Genomic DNA, 23238 nt, shown 5'->3' on the forward strand with positions numbered 1-23238 from the left:
CTTCGGTCCACTGGTTCCCGGGACCAATGGACCATGGAGGGCGGCGCGCCGCACGCCTGGGGAGCGGCGGTCGGTCGGGCCTCAGTCCGTCAGGACGACCGTCCGCTGGGCCGAGAAGTCACCCCACTTGCCGTCCGGAAGCTTGGCCCTGAGCTTGACCGAATAGCGGGTGCCCACCGGGTCGGAGAGGTCCAGCCGGTAGGTGGCGCGCCCCTTGGGGGGTGTGCCGCCCCAGACGATGGTGGTGGTCAGCTTGCCGTTCAGATGGAGCTCGTAGGCGGGGATGGCTCCGCCCGTCTCGGGCTGGTCCCAGGACAGGTCGAGGACGGAGGCTGCGCCCTCCTTGCCGATCTCGGCGCTCAGGCCGGTGGGGGCGGTGCTCGCGGGGGCGCCGGGGGCTGACTCGGTGGTGAGGTCGAACGTGTTGCTGTCGGCCGAGGACTTGTCGGAGGCGTCCCGGGCCCGGACGGTGAAGGTGTAGACGGTTCCCGGCCGCAGACCCGTGAGCTTCGCCGTGGTCTCGGAGGCCGGGACGCTGTGGATCCGGGAGTCCTCCTGGTAGATGTCGTACGAGGTGACGCCGACGTCGTCCTTGGACGCGCCCCAGGTGAGGGTGGCCGCACGCTTCCCGTCGGCGCTGCCCGTCAGCTTCGCCGGGACGGTGGGGGGCGTGTCGTCCTTGGGCGGGGTGGCCTGGGTGGTGACGGGGACGCCCTTGCTGGGCGCGGAGAGATTTCCCGCCGTGTCCTTGGTCCGGACGCTGAAGGTGTAGTCCGTCGAGGCCGTCAGCCCGTTGACGTCGATCATGGTCTTGGCCGCCGGGACGCTCTTGACCTTGGTCTTTCCTCGGTAGATCTCGTATCCGGCCACCTTCTCGTTGTCGGAGGCGCCTTCCCACATGACGTGCACCGAGGTGGAGCTGCTGGCCTGAGCGGTCACACCCTCGGGGGTGCCGGGAGGCTGCGTGTCGGCTTCGGCGGTGCCACCGCAGGCGGAGAGGAGGGGGGTGAGAAGCAGGGCGGAACAGGTCAACGCGGCAGACATGTGGGGGCGTTGCACGGTGGTGCCTTCCATCCGGACAGCAATGGTCCAGACCTGTATGCCATGGCGCGGGGGTCCCCGACAAGAGGACGGCGAGGAACCTTCCGCTATGTGACGGTGTGCGCCGCCCGACCGCGGTCCGGGCAGGGCGTGGGGCAGCTTCTCGGGAACCGGATCGCGCGTCACCGGTCGATGAGTTCTCGGTGCTCGAAGGGTCTTCCCTGTATGGACGCACAGGAGAACCCCGTGTCGGATGCCCTCACTCCTCCCGACCTGGAGCCGGCCGCCCGGCGGATCGTCGCGCTGCTCGGTCCGGTCGACGACAGCCGGCTGGACGGCCCGACCCCCTGCCCCGACTACGCCGTGCGGGAGCTGCTCGGCCATCTCGCCGGGCTCGCCACCGCCTTCCGCGACGCCGCCCGCAAGGATCTCGGGGCGAGCACCGCCGTCTCCCCGGATGCCGCCCTCCCCGTCCTCGACGACGACTGGCGTGCGGCGCTGCCCCGACGGCTGGACGAGATGGCGGCGGCCTGGCGCTCGCCCGGCGCCTGGACGGGCACGACCCGGGCGGGCGGGGTGGAGCTGCCCGCCGAGGTGGCCGGGGCGGTCGCGCTCAACGAACTCGTCGTCCACGGCTGGGACCTGGCCCGGGCGACCGGGCAGCCGTACGCGGCGGGCGAGGCCGAACTGCGGTCCTGCGAGGCCCTGCTCGCCCCGGCGGAGGAGGACGGCCCGGGCGGGCCGGACGGTGCGAGCGACCCGGGCGGCCCGCGCGGTGCGGGTGGCGCTGATGACACTGGTGGCTCCGAGGGCTCCGACGGCCTCTTCGGGATGCCGGTTCCGGTACCGGACGGTGCCCCGCCGCTGGACCGGGTGATCGCTCTCAGTGGCCGCCGCCCGGACTGGCGGCCGGGCGGCTGAGACGCGACAGGCGCCCCTCACCACTCCCGGGACCGGCGGTCCGAGGGGGCGGTTCCGCTGTCGGCGAGAACCCCGTGGCGGCAGGTAACCCGGTCAGCTGGTGAAGAACTCCGTGATGTGCGCGGCCACCTGGTCCGCCCGGGTCTCGTGCATGCGGTGTCCGCCCGGGACCGTGATCAGTCGGCAGTCCGGGATCAGGGAGGCCACGTCGGCCTGGCGGTGCTGTTCCATCCGGCTCTCCGGGCCGCCGGTGATGATCAGCGTCGGGGACACGATGTCGCCGAGGGCCTCGTCGGCGTCCGGGCCGGGGTCGGCGAGCTGGTCGCGTACGGCGGGCACCGCGTTCTCGTCGTAGTCCACCGGGCCCTCGCCCCGGCCCGCCGGGCCCGGGTCGCCGGGGAACGGGGCCGGGGCCTCCACCAGCACCAGCCGCTCCACCCGGTCGGAGTGCTCCTGGGCCACCAGCCGGGCGACGACCCCGCCCATGCCGTGGCCGACGAGGCCGACCCGGTCCAGTTCCAGCTCGTCGAGGAAACCCACGACGTCCTCGGCCATCAGCTCCAGGGCGTAGTCGTCGGGCCAGTCGCTCTCGCCGTGGCCGCGCAGGTCCAGGGCGAAGACCCGCCACTCCTGGCCCAGCAGGGGGCCGGCCGCCTCCCAGTTCGCGGCCGAACCGCCGAGGCCGTGCAGCAGCACGACGGGCGAGCCGAACGCGTCGCCCCAGGTCCGGTACGCGAGGCGCACATCGCCGACATCCACAACAGACTGATCTTCCATGCCCCCGACGCTACAGCCGACGGGTGCCGGACGGCCGCCGGGGCCCCGCGTCGCGCGGGGCCCCGGATGCTCCGGTCCACATCCGCAGGGGTCAGTGGACGCCGACCCCGGCCGCGGCCGGCACCACGTGCTCGCCCGGCGCCTGCTCCTCGTCCGCCGTGTCGGGCCTGCGGCCGAAGTGGTTGAAGGCGAGGTTCAGCACGATCGCCACCACGCAGCCGGTGGAGATGCCCGAGTCGAGGACGACCAGCAGACTCTCCGGGAAGGCGTGGTAGAACTGCGGCGCCGCGATCGGGATCAGGCCGATGCCGAGGGCCGCCGCCACGATCAGCGCGTTCTCGCCCTTCTCCATGGCCGCGGTGGCCAGGGTCTGGATACCGCTGGCCGCGACCGTGCCGAAGAGGACGATGCCCGCGCCGCCGAGCACCGGCAGCGGTACGAGGGCGATGACGGAGGCCGCGACGGGGACCAGGCCGAGCACGATGAGGATGCCGCCACCCGCGGCGACGACGAAGCGACTGCGGATCTTCGTCATGGCGACGAGGCCGACGTTCTGGGCGAAGGCGCTGCACATGAACCCGTTGAAGAGCGGGCTGATGGCGCTGCCGAGGGTGTCGGCGCGCAGACCGCCCTCGATGATCTTCTCGTCGGCCGGACGGCCGACGATCTTGCCGAGGGCCAGCATGTCCGCGGTGGACTCGGTCATGCAGACCAGCATCACGATGCACATGGAGATGATGGCGGCGATCTCGAACTGCGGGGCGCCGAAGGCGAACGGCGTCGGGAAGCCGACCACGTCGGCTTCCTTGATGGCGCCGAAGTCGGTGATACCGGCCGGGATGGCGATCAGGGTGCCGATGACCAGACCGAGCAGGATCGCGATCTGCTGGAGGAAGCCGCGCAGGAGCTTGCGCAGGGCCAGCACGATGACCAGGGTCACGGCGGCCATGGTGATGTTGGTCATCGAACCGTAGTCGTCGGCCGTGGCGTTGCCGCCCTGGGACCAGTTGAAGGCGACCGGGAGGAGCGAGACGCCGATCAGAGTGATCACGGTGCCGGTGACGACGGGTGGGAAGAAGCGCACCAGTTTGCAGAAGTACGGGGCGAGGACGAACCCGAGAAGACTCGCGACGATGATCGCGCCGAATATGACTGCTATCCCGTCGTGCCCCCGGTCCTTGCCTATCGCGATCATCGGCGCGACCCCGGCGAACGAGACGCCGTTGACGAAGGGCAGCCGGGCGCCGACCTTCCAGAAGCCGATGGTCTGGAGCAGGGTGGCGATACCCGCGGTGAAGAGACTCGCCCCCATCAGGAAGGCGGTCTCCTTGGCGGTGAGGCCGACGGCGGGCCCCACGATGAGCGGCGGGGCCACCACGCCCGCGTACATGGCGGCCACGTGCTGGAGGCCACTGGTGAACATCTTCAGTGGGGGGAGGGTCTCGTCGACCGGGTGTTTCCGGTCGCCCCCCGCTTCCGCGGCGTTGTCGGCCGTCGTGTCGGGGGCGGCTGCATCTGCGTCTTTGCGAAACCTGGGCTTGGCGGCCACGGCGGTTCCTCCGGTCGGTTACACGTCGTCGGCGACGTGGGGTTCAGGGAGGTGGTGCGTAAGTGGTACGGCTGTGCGGCTCTCTCAGGTGGTGCAGGTCGTGCAGGTCGTGCCGAGGGGGGTGCGGACGCGCGCACGGGGGTGTGTGCGGGCAGCGTTCATCACCGGTCCGGCGGGCGCGCACCATGCGCGCGTCCGCCGGACCGGCTGCCGTGGACCCCGCTCGGGTCCACGGCGGCCGGTCTCGGGCCGTCCCCCTCGACCGGCCGGTCGGGGATGCCGCGCGGAGCCGGGCTCCGCGGGGATGCCGCACGGAGTCGGACTCCGGCGGGGTACCGCTCGGAATCAGGCTCCGGCGGCGATCTGCGCGAGGCGGCGGGCCTCGTCGCGGGTGACACGGGCGATGGCGTCCTCGTCCACCGTGGTGAGGTGGTTGCCCTCGACGACCGGCTTACCGTCGACGAGGGACAGGGTCACCGGGGCGGCAGCGCCGAAGATGAGCGCGGTCACCGGGTCGGCGATCGAGGAGTGGGCCAGGGTGTCCAGCTTCCACAGGACGAGGTCGGCGAGCTTGCCGGCCTCCAGGGAGCCGATCTGGTCGGCGCGGCCCAGCACCCGGGCCCCGCCGAAGGTCCCGAGGCGCAGGGCCTGGCGGGCGTTCAGGGCGGCCTCGCGGTGGGCGCCGAGGCGGTTGATGAGGAGCGCGTTGCGCAGCTCGGTGTGGAGTTCGCCGGACTCGTTGGAGGCGGTGCCGTCCACGCCGAGGCCGACGGGAACACCGGCGGCCAGCATGTCGGGGACCCGGGCGATCCCGGCCGCGAGGCGTGCGTTGGAGGACGGGCAGTGGGCGACGCCCGTTCCCGTACGGGCGAAGGCGGCGATGTCCGCGTCGTTCATGTGGACGCAGTGGGCCATCCACACGTCGTCGCCGAGCCAGCCGGTCGACTCGAAGTACTCGGTCGGGCCCATCCCGAACAGCTCCTTGCAGAACTGCTCCTCCTCGACGGTCTCCGAACCGTGGGTATGCAGCCGTACACCCTTGCGACGGGCCAACTCAGCACCCTGGCGCATCAGTTCGGTGGATACGGAGAACGGCGAGCAGGGCGCGACGGCGACCTGGGTCATGGCGTCGAAGGAGGCGTCGTGGTGGGCGTCGACCGTCGCCTCGGTGGCGGCCAGGGCGCCTTCCAAGGTCTCGACGGCGAAGTCCGGGGGCAGGCCGCCGTCCTTCTCGCTGCGGTCCATGGAGCCCCGGGCGAGGGTGAACCGTACGCCCATGTCACGGGCGGCGCCGATGATCGCGCCGGAGAGGTCGCCGGAGCCCTTCGGGAAGACGTAGTGGTGGTCCATGGCGGTGGTGACGCCGCCGCGGGCCATCATGGCGAGCGAGCCCTGCGCGGCGGCGCGGGCCATCGGCTCGTCGATGCGCGCCCAGGTCGGGTAGAGCGCCACCAGCCAGTTGAAGAGGTTGTGGTCGGTGGCCAGGCCCCGGGTGATCCACTGGTAGAAGTGGTGGTGCGTGTTGACCAGGCCGGGTGTCGCGAGGTGCCCGGTGCCGTCGATCCGCCGGACGACTCCGGCGAGGCCCTCCGGAGCCTTGCCGGCGCCGATGGACTCGATGCGGTTGCCCGCCACGACGATGTACCCGGACGCGTACTCCGTGTCGTGGGCGTCGACGGTGGCGATCGAACAGTTTTCGATGATGATGCGCTGAGGGTCTGCCGAAGCTGCCATGGCGCTTCCTTCTTCTCTCTGTGGCGATGTGGGCACGGCAGGACCCTAGGAGGATTTGAGTGCCACAGCGGTGCGGCTGTGGGTGCCGAGATGATGGAAGAACAGGTTGAGCACGACCGCGACCAGTGCTCCCGCACTGATCCCGGAGCCCAGGACGGTCTGCGCCCAGGCCGGGAATCCGGCGTAGAAGGTGGGCGCGGCGAGCGGGATGATGCCCGCGCCGAGCGCGACGGCGACCAGGATGATGTTGGAGCTGTCGTCCAGGCCCGCCTCGGAGAGCGTACGGATGCCGCTGACCGCGATGGAGCCGAAGAGGACGATTCCGGCGCCGCCGAGGACGGGCATCGGGACGAGCGAGACGACCGCGCCGAGGACCGGGAAGGCGCCGAGGACCACGAGCGCTCCGCCGGCGGCCGCGACGACGTACCGACTGCGTACGCGGGTCAGGGAGACGACGCCGACGTTCTGGGCGAAGGCGCTGGTGGGAAAGGAGCCGAAGACCGGGCCGAGGAGGGTGGCGATGCCGTCCGTACGCAGGCCCCGGGTGATCGTGCGGCCGTCGGTGCGGCGGTCGCAGATCTCGCCGAGGGCGAGCATCCCGGCGGAGGACTCCGTCATCAGGACGAGCATGACGATGCAGAGCGAGAGGATGGCGGCCGGCTGGAACTCCGGCGCGCCGAAGGCGAAGGGGGTCGGCAGGGCGGCGAGCGGTGCGGACTTCAGCGCGGAGAAGTCGGCGAGTCCGAACGGGATCGCTGCCAGCGTGCCGACGAACATGCCCAAGAGCAGCGCCACTTGCTTGAGGAAACCGCGGCCGAAGCGCTGGATGAGCAGGATGACGACGAGCGTGAAGGCGGCCAGCGCCAGGTACTTCATGGCGCCGAAGTCGGCGGCGGTGGCGTCGCCTCCCTGCGCCCAGGCGACCGGGACCGGCATCAGGGTGACGCCGATGAGGGTGATGACCACGCCGGTGACGAGCGGCGGGAAGAAGCGCAGCAGTCTGCCGAAGAAGGGGCCGACGGCCAGGCAGAAGGCTCCGGCGACGAGTACCGCCCCGTAGATCGCGGGGAGTTGGTGACCGGGTGCGCTGGTCTCGGCGATGGCGAGCATCGGCGCGATCCCGGCGGAGGAGGCGGCGTTGACGAAGGGCAGCCGGTTGCCGGCGAAGCGGCCGAGACCGAGGGTCTGCAGGATGGTGGCGAGCCCGGCGACCAGGAGGCTCGCCGCGATGAGCCGGGTCATTCCGGCGGTGTCCAGGCCGACAGCCTGGCCGATGATCAGCGGAGGGGTGACGACGCCCGCGTACATGGCGGCGATGTGCTGGAGCGCGGCGGGGAGGAGCCGCGCGGGAGGAAGCTTCTCGTCGACCGGGTGAACCGCCGTGTCGGCAGCGGTGGTCGGGGAGGTCGTGCATGGGCCTTCTGCCGGCCCCGTTGCAGGCTGTGCCATGGGTGTTCCCTCCGGGATGACCGGCCCCCGCCCGTCCGTGGTCGGACGGGGGCGGGTTCAGTGCCGCGTCAGAGGTTGGTCATGTCGACCGGGATCTTCGGCTCCACGCCGTCCCGGAGCACGGTGGCCTCGATCAGACCGTAGGGACGGTCCGCCGCGAAGTAGACCTCGTTGTCGTTCTTGAGGCCGAAGGGTTCGAGGTCCACCAGGAAGTGGTGGTTGTTCGGCAGCGAGAAGCGGATCTCGTCGATCTCGCTTCGGCTGTTGATGATGCGCGAACCCATCTGGTACAGGGTCTGCTGGAGCGAGAGGGAGTACGTCTCGGCGAAGGCGTGGAGCATGTGCTTGCGCGCCTGCTCGTAGGACTTCTCCCAGTTCGGCATCCGCTGCTCGTCGCTGGTCCAGTTGTAGCGCCAGCGGGCGGAGACGTCCGTCGCCAGGATCCGGTCGTACGCCTCCTTGAGCGTCGTGTACCGGTCCTTGACGTAGCCCCAGAACTCGGAGTTGGTCGAGTTCATCACCGTCAGGTCCTTGAGGCCCGAGATGACCTCCCAGTTCTCGCCGTCGTAGGTGATCTGGGAGACGCGGGTCTCCTGGCCCTTGCGGACGAAGGAGTGCTTGACCTCGTCGGCGCCGATGAACTTCGAGTTGCCGTCGGAGGTCGCGATGCGCTCCCAGCTGTACTCCTCGATCCGGATCCGGGCGCGGTGGATCGGCTCCTGGGAGGAGACGAAGTGCCGGGCGAGGTGGATGCCGAACTGCTCGGCGGACTCGATCCCGTGCTCCTTGGCGAACGCGAACACCGTGTTCTTGGTGGTGTCGGTCGGCAGGACGTTGGCGTTGGAGCCGGAGTAGTGGACATCGTCCATGTCGCCGGAGAGGGCGACCGAGACGTTCAGGTCCTTGATGTGGTGGGTGTCGCCGTCCCGCACGATCTTGACGACGCGGTTCTCTGCTTTGCCGTACTGGTTCTGGCCGAGAATCGTGGGCATGTCGGTGCTAGCTCCCTCGGTAAACGGAGTAGCCGAACGGGTTGAGCAGCAGCGGTACGTGATAGTGCTCGCCCGGGGCCACCGCGAACGCGATGGACACCTCCGGGAAGAACGCGCCGCTGTCCCTTACGCGGGGGGCGTCCTGCTGCGCCTCGGCTTGCTTCTTGGAAAAGTACGCCTCGGTGTCGAATTCGAGACGCACATGGGTTGTTCCCTCCGGCAGTGCCGGGAGGTCCTTGCAGCGCCCGTCCGCATCGGTCGCGGACGCTCCGAGCGTCACGTACGGCGCGTCGCTTCCGCCGCGGGCGGCGAGCGAGACGGCGACGGACGCGGCGGGGCGGCCGATGCTGGTGTCCAGGATGTGGGTGGACACCGATGCGGTCGTGTCGGTACTCAAGACCGTCACTCTCCTAGATCTCAAGAGTCCTGTGCGGAAGCGCCCTCTGCGAGGGTCTCCGTCACGAGACGGGTCAGCCGGATGCGGTTGATCTTGCCCAGTTCGGTGCGCACGATCTCCTGCTCCTGCTCGGGCGAGTTCCCGATCCGGGACTTCACCGCGTCGCGCATCTGCTCACCGGTGGCGCCGGTGGCACAGATCAGGAAGACATGGCCGAACCTCTCCTGGTAGGCCAGGTTCAGTTCGAGCATCTCGGTCTTGAGCTCCTCGGAGGCGCCGGCCATCCCCCGCTGCTCGCGGGAGGAGGTCGGGTCGCCGGGCTTCGGCCGGCCGATCGGCGGGTGGCCCGCCATCGCTTCGGCCAGGTCCTCCGCGGTGAGCTCCGCCATGGCGGCGTCGCTCGCGGAGAGCAGGGCTTCTTCGGTGGCGTACGGGCGCCCGGCGAGGATGGTGTTTCCCCAGGTCGCACTGGCACACACCTCGTGCAGTGCGGGAGTGGCCTCGCCGTCCGCCAGGGTGTTGAACCGGGTGAGGCCCGGTGTGGAGCTCGAAGTCACGGGAGCCTCCGTGGCTGTTTTTCGCTGTGCGTTGTTCGGGCTGCGGATAGCTAACGCCCTCCGCAACACGACGTCAACACTTTGTTGAAATCTCGCGAACGAAGAAAGCCGCCGTCCCGGTATGCGGACGGCGGCTTTCCTGTGTGTTCGGTGGGTTCGGCCAACTACTCACCCTTGGCCGCATGTTCCCGGTTGAGATAGTTGTACACGGAGAACTACGCCCGCTACCCCCGCCCCTGCGCCCGCTTCTCCTCCTGGGCGTTGATGTAGTTGTAGACCGTGAATCTGGAGACGCCCAGAGCACTCGCCACGGTCTCGACTCCGTGCCGCACGGAGAAGGCACCGCGTGCCTCCAGCGTCCGGACGACGCTCTGCTTGGCCTTGCGGTCCAGGTCGGCGAGCGGCATCCCGTGCCGCCGTTCCATCGCGGCGAGGATGTGGTCCAGCGAGTCGGAGAGCTGTGGCAGGCGTACGGCTATGACGTCCTGGCCCTCCCAGGCGAGTACGACATCGTCCGGCTGGGCCTGGTCCGGGCCCAGCAGCTCCGCGCCCATCGCGTCGACGAGCGGCTTGACCGCGGAGACCAGCGGGTGGTCGAGCGTTGCCGAAGGGTTATCGGACGCGGCGGAGGTCTCGCCGGTGGCCGGGGGGTGATCGACGGATTCGGTCATCACGCGTCCCCCTCGATCACGTTCACCTGGAGTGAGACCCGGGTGGCGCCCGAGGCCAGGGCCCGCCGCAGCAGGGAGTCCACGGCGGTGAGCACCTCGTCCGCGCCCCCTTCCGCGGTGTTGCCGAAGGGACCGACGTCCACGGCGTCGAGCCCGGCGCCCTGGATCACCTCGCGGGCGACCACCGCGTGGGCGGGCGCCTCGTCGAGATCGAACGGCTCGGTGGTGAATTCCACCCTCAAGCGCACTGTGCCTCCATGATGTCCTCGCCCCGGGTGCGGGCCCCCGCGGCTCGGCCACGACTGTAACCGCTGGACGGGGCCCCGCTCCGGTGCGCGCGGGGCCCCCGGCTGCGGTGGTCACGGAAGCGGCAGGACGCAGACCGCGACCGGAGCCGGGAAGGGGGTGCCCGCGGCGGTGAGAGAGCCGTCGGGGCCGACCCCGAACACGGTGACGGTGGAGGAGCGCTGGTTCGCGGCGAAGAGCAGGGAGCTGTCCGGGGACAGGGCCAGCTGTCGGGGCCAGTCGCCGCCGACGGGCACCGTGTCCAGCAGTCGCAGAGCTGCCCCGTCGCTCTCCACGGCGTAACGGGTGAGGCTGTTGTGGCCCCGGTTGGCGAGGTAGACGTACGCCCCGTCCCCGGTGACCACGGGCTGGGCGGGGTAGCTGGTGCCGGGTCCCGTGCCGGTGGACTGCCCGGCCCCCGGGGTGAGAGCGCCGGTGGCGGGGTCGTACGCGCAGACGGCCAGGGTGTTGTCCAGCTCGCAGGCCAGGTACGCGAAGCGCCCGCCGGGATGGAAGGCGAGGTGACGGGGGCCGGAGCCAGGAGTCAGAGCGGCCCGGGAGACCTCGGTGAGCGTCCCTGCCGACCCGTCGAGCGCGTACGTGTACACGGTGTCGGTGCCCAGGTCGACGGCGAGGATGTGACCGCCGTCGGGCGAGGTGACGACCTGGTGGGCGTGTGGTCCGCCCTGGCCGGGTCCCGGCGGCGGCGAGCTGTGGGTGACCAGGTCCGTCCGCTCCCCCAGGGAGCCGTCCGCGGCGATCGAGTGGACGGCGACGCTGCCGGAGGTGTAGTTGGCGCTCAGCAGCCAGCGTCCGGACGGGTGGACGGAGAGGTGGGTGGGGCCGGAGCCGCCGGTGGGGCGGCTGCCGAGCACCTCGTACGTCCCGTCCGGCGCGATCGCCACGGCGGTGACCGCGCCCGCGCCCTGCTCGGCGACCGCGTAGACGGTGGCGCCGGAGGGGTGCGGGGCCAGGTAGGAGGGGTTCTCGACGCCGGTGATCACCGGGCCGGGAGTGATCGCGCCGCTGCCGGTGTCGTACGCGGCGGTGCCGATGCCGGCGCCGCCTCCCGCCTCGGAGGTGTACGTGCCGAGGAGCAGCGGGCGGGTGGCGGGCGGGGCGGCCGGGCCGGCCCCGGCTCGGGCCGGCGCGGCGTGGGCGGGGGCGGCGCCGACGGCGGCCAGGGCGGCTCCGGCCAGCAGGCCGCCCAGGAGGCCGCGGCGGCCGGGGAGTCCTGAGGCGGGTGCGGAGGCGGAGGCGGAACGGTCACCGTGCGCGGAACGGTCGGGGCCGGAGCCCGGGTGGGGGGCTGGGTTCATGCGAGGCACCTCGTGTGGGGGTTCGGCTGCTTCGGATGCGTCCGCCACCCTGGCCCAGCCGGCGGCCGTTCGACAAGAGGTGCAACCACAGTTGCGCGCTGCGCAACGGGACCGGCGGTCGGCGGTCAGCCGCCCGCCTGGATGTCCCCCCTGGTCGAGGACGCGATGGCGTCGCCGTGCGCGAAGTCCCCCGGCGGGATGCCCGGATGGTGCCCCTCCCGGTCGGGGGCGACCTCGGCCGCCGGGCCGAGCGCCAGCCGGGAGACGATCCGGTAGCGGTCGCCCCGGTAGAGCGAGTGGACGTACTCCACCGGGCGGCCCGCCGTGTCGGAGGTCAGCCGCTCGAAGAGCAGCGCCGGGGACAGCTCCGGCACGTCGAGGAGCCCGGCCTCGGCGCGGGTGACGACGGTGGGCTCGATGGCCTGGACCGCCTCGTGGACGTGCACCCCGTGCGTGGAGCGCAGATGCTCGTACAGGTCGCCGCTCTCCAGCTCCCGCGCACTGAGGCCCGGCACCAGCTCGGCCCGGATGTGCAGGTGCTCGATGGCCATCGGCGCACCGTCGACCAGCCGGAGCCGCGCCACGTAGACGATCTCGGCGGCGGGCGACATCCGCAGCTTGCGGCCGACGCGGGCCCCCGCCTGGAGCGTGGTGAACTCCAGCAGTCGGCTCGACCAGGCGCCCGCCGCCTGCGGCACGCTCAACGCCCGGTCCCTGGCGACGAGTTCCTGGGTGATCTTGGCAGGGGCGACGAACATGCCCCGGCCGTGCTCGCGCACCAGGAGCCCGGCGGCGACCAGCTCGTCGGCCGCCGCGCGCACGGTGGGCCGCGATACGCCGAGCAGGGCGCACAGGGCGCGCTCCGAGGGGATGGCGTCACCGGGGCTGCGCGACTCGATCAGCTCCAGCACGGCATCGCGGGTCCGCTCCCGTTTGAGCACCGTCCCCGGCACGTCCGCGTCCACGTGTTCCCCTCCCGACGGGTCGCATTCTCTTACCAGTTGTCGACCACTGCGGCTGAACTGGCTTGCTGGTCAGGCGAAGTGTAGCGCCATCCGTGAGCGACATCAGCGGCCCGACCGCGCCCTGACCATCAAATCCCCTTCATACGCGAGGGGTTGACGACCTCATTGGTCTATGCCACCTTCGACCCCCATCGAGAGGTGAGCTGTCCAGTGAACCCAACTGGTCAGGTGGTCAAGTCAGGTCAGGTCAGGTCGGGTCAGTCCCGTCGTTCTGCTTCCGAGGTGAACCATGAAGTACCGCTTGCTCGCCGGTGGGTCCGTGCTCGTCCTGACCGCCGCGCTCAGTGCCTGTAGTTCGTCGTCCGGAACGGACTCCGGCAACGGGGGCGGCCGGACGACGGTGGACGTCTGGCTGATGCGCGACAGCGTCTCGGACGGGTTCCAGAAGGAGTTCGCCGCGGACTTCGAGAAACGCCACCCGACGATCGACGTGAAGATCCAGATCCAGGAGTGGGACGGGATCGGCGAGAGGATCACCGCCGCCCTGGCCGGCAACGACGCCCCGGACGTCATCGAGGCGGGTAACACCCAGGTGGCGCAGTTCGCGGAGAGCGGCGGACTGCTCGACCTCAGCGACCGCACCGAGGAGCTGAACGGCCGGGACTGGCTGAGCGGCCTGGCCGAGCCGGGTTCCTACGAGGGCAAGCAGTACGGCATCCCGTACTACGCGGCGAACCGGGTGGTCGTCTACCGCACCGACCTCTTCGAGAAGGCGGGCGTCGACGCGACGGCGATCAAGACCCGTGAGCAGTGGATCGACGCCACCACCAAGCTCAACACGGGCGGCACACAGGGCATCTACCTGCCCGGACAGCTCTGGTACGCGCTGGCCGGGTTCATCTGGGACGAGGGCGGCGACCTCGCCGCGGAGTCCGACGGGAAGTGGTCCGGCGCGCTGGGCACCCCCGAGGCGCTGCGGGGCATGGCGTTCTACAAGGAGCTCCAGGCGCTCGGCAAGGGTCCCAAGGACTCCGACGAGGACGACCCGCCGCAGGTCGAGGTGATGGCCCAGGGGCAGGTGGCCCAGGTCATCCAGACCCCCGGCGGGGCCAAGGTCATCGCGGAGCAGAACCCCGCACTGGCGGGCAAGCTCGCCTTCTTCCCGATCCCGGGCAAGACCGCGGACACCCCGGGCGCGGTCTTCACCGGCGGCTCCGACCTGGTCGTGCCGGCCGCGGCGGCCCACCCCGACGAGGCGGTCGCCTTCATCAAGGAGCTGACCGGGGACACCTGGCAGAAGAAGCTCGCCGTCGCCATGAGCTACGTGCCGAACCGGACCTCCTTGGCGTCCGCCGTGGCCGACGACCCGGGTGCCGCCGCGATGGCGGTCGGCGCGGCCAACGGGCACGCGACGCCCAACACCCCGGGCTGGGCGGCGGTCGAGGCCGAGAACCCGATCAAGGACTACATGACGGCCGTGCTCACCGGGGGCGATCCGGCGAAGGAGGCGGCGAAGGCCTCGGCGGACATCACCCGGGCCATGAACGCCGGCTCCTGACCCCGATCCGCCACCACGGCAGCACGAACCACTTCAGCAGCACGAACCGCTTCAGCAGCACGGAAGGAGGCGTGCCGTGCCGGTCGTCGACCAACGGACCGCACCCCGCACACCCCGGCGGCGTCCCGTCCCGCGCCCCGCCGGGCGCAAGGACCCGTCCCCGCGGGCCAGGACGCGGAGCCGCTGGCCGTACGCCCTGGTCGCCCCCGCTGTCGGCGGCATGCTGTATCTGCTGGTCTACCCGCTGGTGCGGGCCGTCCTGATCTCGTTCCAGGACTTCCGGCTACGCCAACTGATCACCGGTGACGCGGAGTTCGTAGGTCTGCGGAACTACCGGACGCTGCTGGCGGATCCCCGGTTCTGGGAGGTGGTGCGCCGCACCTTCCTCTTCATGGCGGTCAACGTCGCCCTGATCATGGTGATCGCCACCCTGGTCGCCCTGATGGTGGAGCGGCTGGGCCGGATCGGGCGGACGGTGGTGCTGTGTTCGCTGGTGCTGGCCTGGGCGATGCCGGTGGTGGCGGCGACCACGGTCTTCCAGTGGCTGTTCCACTCGGAGTTCGGCATCGTCAACCAGTCGCTGACCTCGCTCGGCTTCGCGTCCTTCGACCGATACCCGTGGTTCGCGAACGGCACGGCCGCCTTCGCGATCCTGGTGACGCTGATCGTCTGGCAGTCGGTGCCGTTCGCCGCGATCACCCTGTACTCGGCGCTGACCACCGTGCCCCTGGAGCTGTACGAGTCGGCGCGGCTGGACGGGGCGGGCGCGGCACGGATCTTCCGTTCGGTCACCTTCCCGATGCTGCGGCCGATCTTCCTGCTGGTCGTCTCGCTGGAGGTGATCTGGACCTTCAAGGCGTTCGTCCAGATCTGGGTGATGACGCGGGGCGGCCCGGGTGACGCCACGACGATCCTGCCCGTCTACGCGGTCCAGACGGCGCTCTCCGGTCAGCGGTACGACCTCAGCTCCGCGGCCTCGATGGTCACGGTGGTCCTGATGTCCGGGGTGCTCGTCCTGTACTTCCGCCAGATGCTCCGCCAGGAGGACGAGTCCCGGTGAACCCACCTGTCGTACGCCCTCGGCTCCGGCGCCTTCCGCTGAACATCGCCGCCGCCGTGACCGTCGTCGTCTGCCTCTTCCCCGTGTACTGGATGATCTCCACGGCCTTCAAGCCGTCCAAGGACATCCGGTCCCCCGACCCGCGGTTCTTCCCGCACACCTGGACGCTCGACCACTTCCGACGGGCGGTGGAGGCCGACGGCTTCGCGCTGTTCTGGCGCAACAGCATCCTGGTCACGCTGGGGGCGGTACTGCTGGCGCTGCTCGTGGCCCTGGGCGCGGCGTACGCCGTGGCGCGGATGCGGTGGAAGGGCCGGCGGCAGTTCATGCTGATGATCTTCATCGCGCAGATGGCGCCGTGGGAGTCGCTGATCATCCCCGTCTACATCATCTCCCGGGACACCGACATGCTCGACCGGCTGCCGACGCTGACGTTGGTCTACTTCATGATCACGCTGCCGTTCACCGTCGTGGTGCTGCGCGGCTTCATCGGGACGATCCCACCCGAGCTGGAGGAGGCCGCGCAGGTCGACGGGTGCACGCGGACCGGGGCGTTCTGGCGGGTGGCGATGCCGCTGCTGACGCCGGGGCTCATGGCGACCTCGCTGTTCGGCTTCATCACCGCCTGGAACGAGTTCGCCTACGCCAACTTCCTGATCATCAAGCAGCAGGACAACCGGACGCTGCCGGTGTGGCTGTCGTCCTTCCAGAACACCTTCGGTACCGACTGGGGCGCCACGATGGCCGCCTCCACCCTCTTCGCGCTGCCCGCCCTGGTGATCTTCCTGCTGCTCCAGCGCCATGTCACGTCCGGCTTCGCCGCCGGCGCCGTCAAGGGCTGAGCAGCGCAAGACGCCCACCTCTCCCCGCCCGCCCGCGAACCGAATCCGGAGACCGCCGTGCCCGCATCGCGCCCCGACCTCGCCCTCCTTCCCCGGCCCACCAGGGTCTCCTCGCTCGGCGGCCGGCTCACCCTCGACCGGGACACCACCGTCCGGGCGCTGCCGGGCGCGGAGCCGGCGGCGGACCTGCTGCGTTCCCTGGTCGGCCGCGCGGCCGGGCTCCCCCTGGCGCCGGCGTCGGACGGCCGGGTCGTCCTCGCCCTGGACGACCGCCTCGGCGGCCTCGGCGAGGAGGGGTACGGGCTGACGGTCGCCCGGCAGGCCCTCCAACTGCGTGCCGCGCACCTCACCGGGCTGCTCCGGGGCGTCCAGACGATCCGCCAGCTCCTGCCCGCCGAGGCCCTGTCGGGCGGGGCCTCGGGGGCCGGGTCCTGGGAGCTGCCGTGCGTCGAGATCACCGACGTGCCGGACCGGCCGTGGCGCGGGGCGATGCTGGACGTGGCGCGGCGCTTCCAGCCGGTCGGCTATCTGCGCCGGTACGTGGACCTGCTGGCGCTGCACAAGCTGAACGTCCTGCACCTGCACCTCACCGACGACCAGGGCTGGCGGATACCGGTCGACGCCTACCCCCGGCTGATCTCGGTCGGCTCCCGGCGGGTCCGGTCGCAGCAGGGCCCGACCGGCCCGGACGGGGCGCACTTCGACACGGTTCCGCACGAAGGTTCCTACACCAAGGCGGAGTTGCGGGGCCTGGTGCGGTACGCGGCGGAGCGCGGGGTCACCGTCGTACCCGAGATCGAGATGCCCGGTCATGTGCGGGCGGCGCTCGCCGCCTACCCGGAGCTGGGCAACCACCCCGGGCGTCAGCTGGACGTGTGGACCCGCTGGGGGGTGTGCGACACGATCCTCGGCGTGCACGAGGAGGTCTTCGACTTCTGCCGGGCCGTGCTGGAGGAGGTGATGGACGTCTTTCCGTCGCCGTACATCCACATCGGGGGCGAGGAGTGCCCGACCACCGAGTGGGAGGAGAGCCCGGCCGCCCGGAAACGCGCGGCGGCGCTGGGGCTGGCGGACCCGGCGGCGTTGCACGGCTGGTTCATGGGCCGGGTCGGGGCGTTCCTCGTGGAGCGCGGCCGCATTCCGCTCGGCTGGGTCGAGAACGGCGCCGAACTCCCCCCGGAGTTCACGGTGATGACCTGGCGGGACTCCTCGCACGCGCGGGCCGCCGCGCACCGGGGCCACCAGGTGATCGCCGCGCACCACCGGGCGACCTACCTCGACTACGCCCAGTCCGGCGACCCGTCCGAGCCGGTCGCCCAGCCCGGGGCGCCGGTCCCCCTGCACACGGTCCACGGCTACGAACCGGCGCCGCTGGACTGGCCGGAGGCGGACCGGGCGCGAGTGCTCGGAACCCAGGCCCAGTTGTGGACCGAGTACGCCCGCACCCCCGAGGAGATCGAGTACCTCAGCTACCCACGGCTCTGCGCGCTGGCCGACCGGTCCTGGTCCGGCGGGCGCGGCGACTGGCCGGGGTTCGTCGAGCGGCTGCGTCACCACACCGCCCGGCTGGACGCCCTGGGCGTCCCCTACCGCCCGCTGGACGCGCCGTCGCTCGCGACAGCCGCGTACGCGTCCCCGTCCCCGTCCTCAGGAACAGCGCGACCCCACTCGTAGCCACTCCCCCACCACCGTTCCGGAGAGGAACACACCCGTGAACACAGCACGCAGGAAAGTGAACACCTCAGGCGGGAATCCGCGCGGGTCCAGGCTGCGCACCGCCGCCGCCTCGGCCGCCGCTGTGGCCCTGGCCGCCACCGGTCTGGCCGCCCTGCCCTCCTCGGCGTCCGCCGCGGTGGACGGGATCGTCGTCCAGTACCGCACGAGCGCGTCCGGCGCGAGCGCCGACCAGAGCGAGCCGTGGCTGAAGGTCCGTAACACCGGCTCCGCCTCCGTACCGCTGAGCAGCGTCAAGGTGCGCTACTACTTCAAGGCCGACGCGTCCTCCGCCGCCTACCGGTTCGCCTGTTCCTGGGCGGTGAAGGGGTGCGCGAACATCACCGGTACGTTCGGGACGCCCGCCAACCCGACCGGCACGGCCGACCGCTATCTGGAGATCGGCTTCACGGCCGGGGCCGGTTCGCTGGCGCCGGGGGCGGACACCGGAGACATGCAGCTCCGCTTCCACCAGAGCTCCTGGGCCCCGCTCGTCCAGTCCGACGACTACTCCTTCGGCGCGGACAGGGCGGCGTACGGCGACTGGTCCAAGGTGACCGCTCATGTCTCCGGGGCGACCGTGTGGGGCGAGGCGCCCGGGGGCGACGGCCCGACCGACCCGCCGGACCCGACGGACCCGCCGGGGGACGCGCCGACGCTGTTCGACGACTTCGACTACAGCTCCCACACCGACCCGGCGATCAACGCGAACGGCTGGAGCGTGCGGTCCAACTCCGGCGGTCCGGGGGTGCCGGGGGCGACCTGGGCGGCCGAGAACGTCACTTTCGCCGACCAGGGCGGAAACTCGGTGATGAACCTGGAGACCTCGACGGCCGGCACGGGGGCCTCGACCAAGCACACCGAGATCCTGACCAAGTCGATGAAGTTCAAGAACGGGACGTACGCGTCCCGGGTGAAGTTCAGCGACGCGCCCCGCTCGGGCCCGGACGGCGACCGGATCGTGCAGACGTTCTTCACGATCAACGATCTCAAGGCGCCGATGGCGGACGACTACGCGGAGTACGACTTCGAGTACCTGCCCAACGGAGGCTGGGGCGAGCCCGCGAACATCCTCTACACGACGTCGTGGGAGACCTACCGGCCCGACCCGTGGGAGGCGGTCAACGCGCACAGCGAGGTCCGGCAGTCGTACGCGGGCTGGCACGACCTGGTGGTGACCATCGACGACGACGAGATCACGTACTACGTCGACGGGCAGCACTTCGGGACGCACGGGGCGGCCTATCTGCCCGAGCGGCCGATGTCGATCAACTTCAACCAGTGGCTGATCGACCTCCAGGGGCAGCCGAGCACCACGCCCCGCGCCTACGACCAGCAGGTGGACTACGTCCTGCACGTGAAGGACCAGGTGCTGACCCCGGCGCAGGTCAACGCGATGGTCGGGGCGTACCGGGGTGCGGGGACGAGCTTCGAGGACACGGTTCCGGCCGGATAGCGGGCGGCCGTACGGCGTGAGAGCCGGGCGGGGTGGGGGCCGGGAGCGGCCCCCACCCCGCTTTCGTATGCCCGGAGGCACCCGCGCCACCGATTCCGGGCGCCGTCGGCCGCGGCGAATTTCCCGGTACCCCTTGACAGCCCCGCCACCCTCCGGGCAATCTTCCGTTAAGCAGAAACTAACTTCCGCAATACGGAAGGAGCGCCGACATCCTCATGGGATACCCGGACCAGCGCTTCGATGTGAACCTTTCGATCCTCTTCACGGAACTCCCGCTCCTGGAGCGCCCCGCGGCAGCCGCCGCGGCGGGCTTCACGGCGGTCGAGCTGTGGTGGCCCTGGATCGAGACCCCCACCCCTCCGCAGGCGGAGCTCGACGCCCTCAAGAAGGCGCTCGACGACGCCGGCACCCAGCTGGTGGGGCTGAACTTCTACGCCGGACAGCTGCCCGGCCCCGACCGCGGCGCGCTCTCCGTGCCCGGCACGGAGTCGGACCGCTTCCGCGCCAACATCGAGGTGGCGGCCGACTTCGCCGCCTCGGTCGGCTGCACGGCGCTCAACGCGCTGTACGGCAACCGCGTCGAGGGCGCGGACCCGGTGGTGCAGGACGCGCTCGCCCTGGAGAACCTGGTGCTGGCCGCCCGCGCGGCGGACCGGATCGGGGCGATCCTCCTCGTCGAGACCCTCAACAAGCCGGAGTCACCGCTCTATCCGCTGGTCAGCGCACCGGCCGCGATCGAGGTCGTCGACAAGGTGAACGCGGCGACGGGCCTCGGGAACGCCAAGTTCCTGCTGGACCTCTACCACCTCTCGATGAACGGCGAGGAGCTGAGCCAGGTCATCAAGGCGTACGCCGCGAAGACCGGCCACGTCCAGATCGCCGACAACCCCGGCCGCGGCGCGCCGGGCACCGGCTCGCTCCCGCTGGAGCAGCTCCTCGACGAGCTGAAGGACGCCGGCTACGCGGGCTGGGTCGGCCTGGAGTACAAGCCGGGCGACCGGCCGAGCGCGGAGTCCTTCGACTGGCTCCCGATGTCGGCCCGAGCGGCCCGCTGACCGGTCGCAGGCGGGCCGGGCCGACCGCCGGTCGAGCCCAACCCCCTTACGTACACACGTTTTTCAGGAAGGCACCCTCATGAGCAACAACCTCCCCAAGGTTGCGTGGATCGGCCTCGGCATCATGGGCTCCCCCATGTCCGAGAACCTGGTCAAGGCCGGTTACGACGTCACCGGATACACCCTGGAGCAGGACAAGGTCGACCGCCTGGTCGCGGCCGGCGGCACCGGCGCCTCCTCGATCGCGGACGCGGTCAGGGACGCTGACGTCGTCATCACGATGGTGCCCGCCTCCCCGCAGGTCGAGGCCATCGCCTACGGCCCCGACGGCATCCTGGAGAACGCCAGGCGCGGCGCCCTGCTGGTGGACATGTCCTCCATCACCCCGCAGACCTCCGTGGACCTCGCCAGGAACGCGGCGGAGAAGGGCATCCGGGTCCTGGACGCGCCGGTCTCCGGCGGCGAGGCCGGCGCCATCGAGGCGGTCCTGTCCATCATGGTCGGCGGCGAGCAGGCGGACTTCGACGCCGCGAAGCCGCTGCTGGAGGCGCTGGGCAAGACCATCGTGCTCTGCGGCCCGCACGGCTCCGGCCAGACGGTGAAGGCGGCCAACCAGCTGATCGTCGCGGTCAACATCCAGGCCTGCGCCGAGGCCGTGGTCTTCCTGGAGAAGTCCGGCGTCGACCTCGCCGCCGCCCTGGACGTCCTCAACGGCGGTCTGGCCGGCTCGACCGTGCTGACCCGCAAGAAGGACAACTTCCTGAAGCGGGACTTCGCTCCCGGCTTCCGGATCGACCTGCACCACAAGGACATGGGCATCGTCACGGACGCCGCCCGCAACGTCGGCGCGGCCCTGCCCGTCGGCGGTGTGGTCGCCCAGCTGGTCGCCTCGCTGCGCGCCCAGGGCGACGGCGGCCTGGACCACTCGGCGCTGCTGCGCTCGGTCGAGCGGCTGTCCGGCTCCCAGGTCTGACCCCTCCGGCTCCGCAAGGAGCCCCTGGCCTCGTACGGGGCCACGGCCCGTACAACGGGCCCCCTGATCTCCGGGCCGCGGTGGCGCTGACACCTGTCCTGTCGCGCCCAGGCGCTGCCGCGGCCCGGAACCACACACTTCGTTTTCAACAAACTGTTGACGTTACTTCGCGGCGAATCTACGCTCCTCAAGCCGTCAGCAGCTCGTACGAAAGGTCATCCCGCCACATGGCTAAGCGTGTGCTCACGACCGAGTCAGGCGCCCCGGTCGCCGACAACCAGAACTCCGCCACCGCCGGTGTCGGTGGACCGATCCTCCTCCAGGACCAGCACCTCCTGGAGAAGCTCGCCCGCTTCAACCGTGAGCGCATCCCGGAGCGCGTGGTGCACGCCCGCGGTTCCGGCGCGTACGGCTACTTCGAGGTGACCGACGACGTCACGGGCTTCACCCGCGCCGACTTCCTCTCCGAGGTGGGCAAGCGCACCGAGACGTTCATCCGCTTCTCGACCGTCGCCGACTCGCTCGGCGGCGCGGACGCGGTCCGCGACCCGCGCGGCTTCGCCCTCAAGTTCTACACGGACGAGGGCAATTACGACCTGGTCGGGAACAACACCCCGGTGTTCTTCATCAAGGACCCGATCAAGTTCCCCGACTTCATCCACTCGCAGAAGCGCGACCCGTTCACGGGCAAGCAGGAGCCGGACAACGTCTGGGACTTCTGGGCGCACGCCCCCGAGGCGACGCACCAGGTCACCTGGCTGATGGGCGACCGCGGCATCCCCGCCTCGTACCGTCACATGAACGGCTACGGCTCGCACACCTACCAGTGGACGAACGCCGCGGGCGAGGCCTTCTTCGTCAAGTACCACTTCAAGACGAACCAGGGCGTGCGGTCCCTCTCCGCCGACCAGGCCGCCGAGCTCGTCGGCAAGGACGCCAACTCGCACCAGACGGACCTGCTCCAGGCCATCGAGCGCGGCGTCAACCCCTCCTGGACGCTGCACGTCCAGGTGATGCCGGCCGCCGACGCCGCCGACTACCGGTTCAACCCGTTCGACCTCACCAAGGTGTGGCCGCACAGCGACTACCCGCTCCAGCGGGTCGGCCGCCTGGTCCTGGACCGCAACCCGGACAACGTCTTCGCCGAGGTCGAGCAGGCCGCGTTCTCCCCGAACAACTTCGTGCCCGGCATCGGCCCGTCCCCGGACAAGATGCTCCAGGGCCGGCTCTTCGCCTACGCGGACGCGCACCGCTACCGCCTGGGGGTCAACCACACCCACCTGCCGGTGAACGCGCCGCGCACCGCAGTCGTCGACAACTACGGCCGCGACGGCGTCCACGCGACCCGCAACGGCTCGCGCCACGACAAGAACTACGAGCCCAACTCGTACGCCGGTCCGGCGCAGACCGACGCGGCGCTCGCCGCCCCGCTGGCGATCCACGGCTGGACGGGCACGCACGAGGCGCCCGCGCACGCCAAGGACGACGACTTCTTCCAGGCGGGCGAACTCTTCCGGCTCATGTCGGAGGACGAGAAGGGCCGCCTGGTCGCGAACATCGCCGGAGGCCTCTCGCAGGTCACCCGCGACGACGTGATCGAGAAGAACCTCGCCCACTTCCACGCCGCCGACGCCGACTACGGCAAGCGCGTCGAGGAGGCCGTCCGCGCCCTGCGCGAGGACTGAGTCTCCCCTTCCATGGGCCCCTGCCCGTACCGCGCACCCGGATGAGGGGTGCCGCGCGGCACGGGCAGGACGACGAGGCCGCGGCGGTCGAGCGATGCCAGTGCGGTGGTGAAGGACCCGGGGGCCGTCTCCTGACCTGAAGGAGACGCCCGCCCCGGGCCGATCGCCGCCGCCGCGGTCCCTGTCACCCGGCGACACCTCTGTCGCTCCCCGAACGAGGGCGCGGAGTACGGATACGG

General features: G+C 70.9%; 21 protein-coding genes. 9 read left to right on the forward strand and 12 right to left on the reverse strand.

Annotated elements, in window-relative coordinates:
* Nucleotides 1-81: 81 nt before the first annotated feature.
* On the reverse strand, nt 82-1074 hold the full coding sequence (locus tag ACH4RG_RS27695; RefSeq protein WP_397922320.1) for a fibronectin type III domain-containing protein: 993 nt from the start codon (nt 1072-1074) through the stop codon (nt 82-84).
* A 192-nt stretch (nt 1075-1266) separates the two neighbouring features.
* Between ACH4RG_RS27695 and ACH4RG_RS27700 the strand changes: the two genes are divergently transcribed.
* The gene (locus ACH4RG_RS27700; RefSeq protein ID WP_397922318.1) at nt 1267-1962 is read left to right on the forward strand and encodes a TIGR03086 family metal-binding protein; all 696 of its coding nucleotides are present in this window, start codon (nt 1267-1269) and stop codon (nt 1960-1962) included.
* A gap of 93 nt (nt 1963-2055) precedes the next feature.
* Here ACH4RG_RS27700 and ACH4RG_RS27705 read toward each other — a convergent pair whose 3' ends face one another.
* The 11 genes from ACH4RG_RS27705 to ACH4RG_RS27755 all read right to left on the reverse strand — a co-directional run bounded on the left by ACH4RG_RS27705 (nt 2056) and on the right by ACH4RG_RS27755 (nt 12657).
* The gene (locus ACH4RG_RS27705) at nt 2056-2739 is read right to left on the reverse strand and encodes an alpha/beta fold hydrolase (protein WP_397922316.1); all 684 of its coding nucleotides are present in this window, start codon (nt 2737-2739) and stop codon (nt 2056-2058) included.
* Between the two features lie 91 nt (nt 2740-2830).
* On the reverse strand, nt 2831-4288 hold the full coding sequence (locus ACH4RG_RS27710; protein WP_397922314.1) for a nucleobase:cation symporter-2 family protein: 1458 nt from the start codon (nt 4286-4288) through the stop codon (nt 2831-2833).
* A gap of 345 nt (nt 4289-4633) precedes the next feature.
* The gene (locus tag ACH4RG_RS27715; protein ID WP_397922312.1) at nt 4634-6022 is read right to left on the reverse strand and encodes an 8-oxoguanine deaminase; all 1389 of its coding nucleotides are present in this window, start codon (nt 6020-6022) and stop codon (nt 4634-4636) included.
* A 45-nt stretch (nt 6023-6067) separates the two neighbouring features.
* Entirely contained in the window at nt 6068-7471 is a 1404-nt protein-coding gene (locus ACH4RG_RS27720) for a nucleobase:cation symporter-2 family protein (RefSeq protein ID WP_398540416.1), read from the reverse strand.
* 68 nt (nt 7472-7539) lie between these two features.
* Complete coding sequence (pucL, locus tag ACH4RG_RS27725; protein ID WP_329161286.1) at nt 7540-8463, reverse strand: factor-independent urate hydroxylase; 924 nt, start codon at nt 8461-8463, stop codon at nt 7540-7542.
* A 7-nt stretch (nt 8464-8470) separates the two neighbouring features.
* Nucleotides 8471-8860 carry a hydroxyisourate hydrolase gene (gene uraH, locus ACH4RG_RS27730; protein WP_397922308.1) on the reverse strand — a complete coding sequence of 130 codons (390 nt, stop codon included), beginning with the start codon at nt 8858-8860 and terminating at the stop codon, nt 8471-8473.
* A 20-nt stretch (nt 8861-8880) separates the two neighbouring features.
* Entirely contained in the window at nt 8881-9417 is a 537-nt protein-coding gene (gene uraD / locus ACH4RG_RS27735; RefSeq protein ID WP_397922306.1) for a 2-oxo-4-hydroxy-4-carboxy-5-ureidoimidazoline decarboxylase, read from the reverse strand.
* A gap of 224 nt (nt 9418-9641) precedes the next feature.
* On the reverse strand, nt 9642-10088 hold the full coding sequence (locus ACH4RG_RS27740; protein ID WP_398540417.1) for a helix-turn-helix domain-containing protein: 447 nt from the start codon (nt 10086-10088) through the stop codon (nt 9642-9644).
* Nucleotides 10088-10336 carry a hypothetical protein gene (locus tag ACH4RG_RS27745; protein ID WP_026291122.1) on the reverse strand — a complete coding sequence of 83 codons (249 nt, stop codon included), beginning with the start codon at nt 10334-10336 and terminating at the stop codon, nt 10088-10090. Before ACH4RG_RS27745 ends, ACH4RG_RS27740 begins: the two co-directional genes overlap by 1 nt.
* 111 nt (nt 10337-10447) lie before the next feature.
* Nucleotides 10448-11692, reverse strand: coding sequence for a lactonase family protein (locus tag ACH4RG_RS27750; RefSeq protein ID WP_397922304.1), 1245 nt, complete (start codon nt 11690-11692; stop codon nt 10448-10450).
* A 125-nt stretch (nt 11693-11817) separates the two neighbouring features.
* Nucleotides 11818-12657 carry a GntR family transcriptional regulator gene (locus ACH4RG_RS27755; RefSeq protein ID WP_398540418.1) on the reverse strand — a complete coding sequence of 280 codons (840 nt, stop codon included), beginning with the start codon at nt 12655-12657 and terminating at the stop codon, nt 11818-11820.
* A gap of 289 nt (nt 12658-12946) precedes the next feature.
* Here ACH4RG_RS27755 and ACH4RG_RS27760 point away from each other — a divergent pair, with 289 nt between their 5' ends.
* The 8 genes from ACH4RG_RS27760 (at nt 12947) to ACH4RG_RS27795 (ending at nt 22999) form a co-directional block, all read left to right on the forward strand.
* Nucleotides 12947-14215 (forward strand): extracellular solute-binding protein, encoded by a 1269-nt coding sequence (locus ACH4RG_RS27760; protein ID WP_397922300.1) that lies wholly within the window; start codon nt 12947-12949, stop codon nt 14213-14215.
* A 76-nt stretch (nt 14216-14291) separates the two neighbouring features.
* Nucleotides 14292-15275 (forward strand): carbohydrate ABC transporter permease, encoded by a 984-nt coding sequence (locus tag ACH4RG_RS27765; protein WP_398540419.1) that lies wholly within the window; start codon nt 14292-14294, stop codon nt 15273-15275.
* The gene (locus ACH4RG_RS27770) at nt 15272-16117 is read left to right on the forward strand and encodes a carbohydrate ABC transporter permease (RefSeq protein ID WP_397922296.1); all 846 of its coding nucleotides are present in this window, start codon (nt 15272-15274) and stop codon (nt 16115-16117) included. The genes ACH4RG_RS27765 and ACH4RG_RS27770 overlap by 4 nt, the downstream gene beginning before the upstream one ends.
* Before the next feature lie 57 nt (nt 16118-16174).
* Nucleotides 16175-17791: a beta-N-acetylhexosaminidase gene (locus tag ACH4RG_RS27775; RefSeq protein ID WP_398162795.1), complete on the forward strand. Its 1617-nt coding sequence runs from the start codon at nt 16175-16177 to the stop codon at nt 17789-17791.
* A 37-nt stretch (nt 17792-17828) separates the two neighbouring features.
* On the forward strand, nt 17829-19286 hold the full coding sequence (locus ACH4RG_RS27780; RefSeq protein ID WP_398540420.1) for a cellulose binding domain-containing protein: 1458 nt from the start codon (nt 17829-17831) through the stop codon (nt 19284-19286).
* A gap of 215 nt (nt 19287-19501) precedes the next feature.
* Nucleotides 19502-20341: a TIM barrel protein gene (locus ACH4RG_RS27785; protein ID WP_398540421.1), complete on the forward strand. Its 840-nt coding sequence runs from the start codon at nt 19502-19504 to the stop codon at nt 20339-20341.
* Between the two features lie 79 nt (nt 20342-20420).
* Complete coding sequence (locus ACH4RG_RS27790; protein WP_397931033.1) at nt 20421-21314, forward strand: 2-hydroxy-3-oxopropionate reductase; 894 nt, start codon at nt 20421-20423, stop codon at nt 21312-21314.
* A 227-nt stretch (nt 21315-21541) separates the two neighbouring features.
* Entirely contained in the window at nt 21542-22999 is a 1458-nt protein-coding gene (locus ACH4RG_RS27795; protein WP_397922286.1) for a catalase, read from the forward strand.
* Nucleotides 23000-23238: the final 239 nt, after the last annotated feature.

Origin of the sequence: Streptomyces sp. NPDC021019 (assembly GCF_044333295.1) — a bacterium.
In the GTDB taxonomy this organism is placed as follows: Bacteria; Actinomycetota; Actinomycetes; order Streptomycetales; family Streptomycetaceae; genus Streptomyces.

Coding starts and splice junctions, on each gene's coding strand:
- ACH4RG_RS27695 (WP_397922320.1), bottom strand. CDS start 1,074: ATGGAAGGCACCACCGTGCAACGCCCCCACATGTCTGCCGCGTTGACC.
- ACH4RG_RS27700 (WP_397922318.1), top strand. CDS start 1,267: ATGGACGCACAGGAGAACCCCGTGTCGGATGCCCTCACTCCTCCCGAC.
- ACH4RG_RS27705 (WP_397922316.1), bottom strand. CDS start 2,739: ATGGAAGATCAGTCTGTTGTGGATGTCGGCGATGTGCGCCTCGCGTAC.
- ACH4RG_RS27715 (WP_397922312.1), bottom strand. CDS start 6,022: ATGGCAGCTTCGGCAGACCCTCAGCGCATCATCATCGAAAACTGTTCG.
- ACH4RG_RS27720 (WP_398540416.1), bottom strand. CDS start 7,471: ATGGCACAGCCTGCAACGGGGCCGGCAGAAGGCCCATGCACGACCTCC.
- pucL (WP_329161286.1), bottom strand. CDS start 8,463: ATGCCCACGATTCTCGGCCAGAACCAGTACGGCAAAGCAGAGAACCGC.
- ACH4RG_RS27740 (WP_398540417.1), bottom strand. CDS start 10,088: ATGACCGAATCCGTCGATCACCCCCCGGCCACCGGCGAGACCTCCGCC.
- ACH4RG_RS27750 (WP_397922304.1), bottom strand. CDS start 11,692: ATGAACCCAGCCCCCCACCCGGGCTCCGGCCCCGACCGTTCCGCGCAC.
- ACH4RG_RS27760 (WP_397922300.1), top strand. CDS start 12,947: ATGAAGTACCGCTTGCTCGCCGGTGGGTCCGTGCTCGTCCTGACCGCC.
- ACH4RG_RS27785 (WP_398540421.1), top strand. CDS start 19,502: ATGGGATACCCGGACCAGCGCTTCGATGTGAACCTTTCGATCCTCTTC.
- ACH4RG_RS27790 (WP_397931033.1), top strand. CDS start 20,421: ATGAGCAACAACCTCCCCAAGGTTGCGTGGATCGGCCTCGGCATCATG.
- ACH4RG_RS27795 (WP_397922286.1), top strand. CDS start 21,542: ATGGCTAAGCGTGTGCTCACGACCGAGTCAGGCGCCCCGGTCGCCGAC.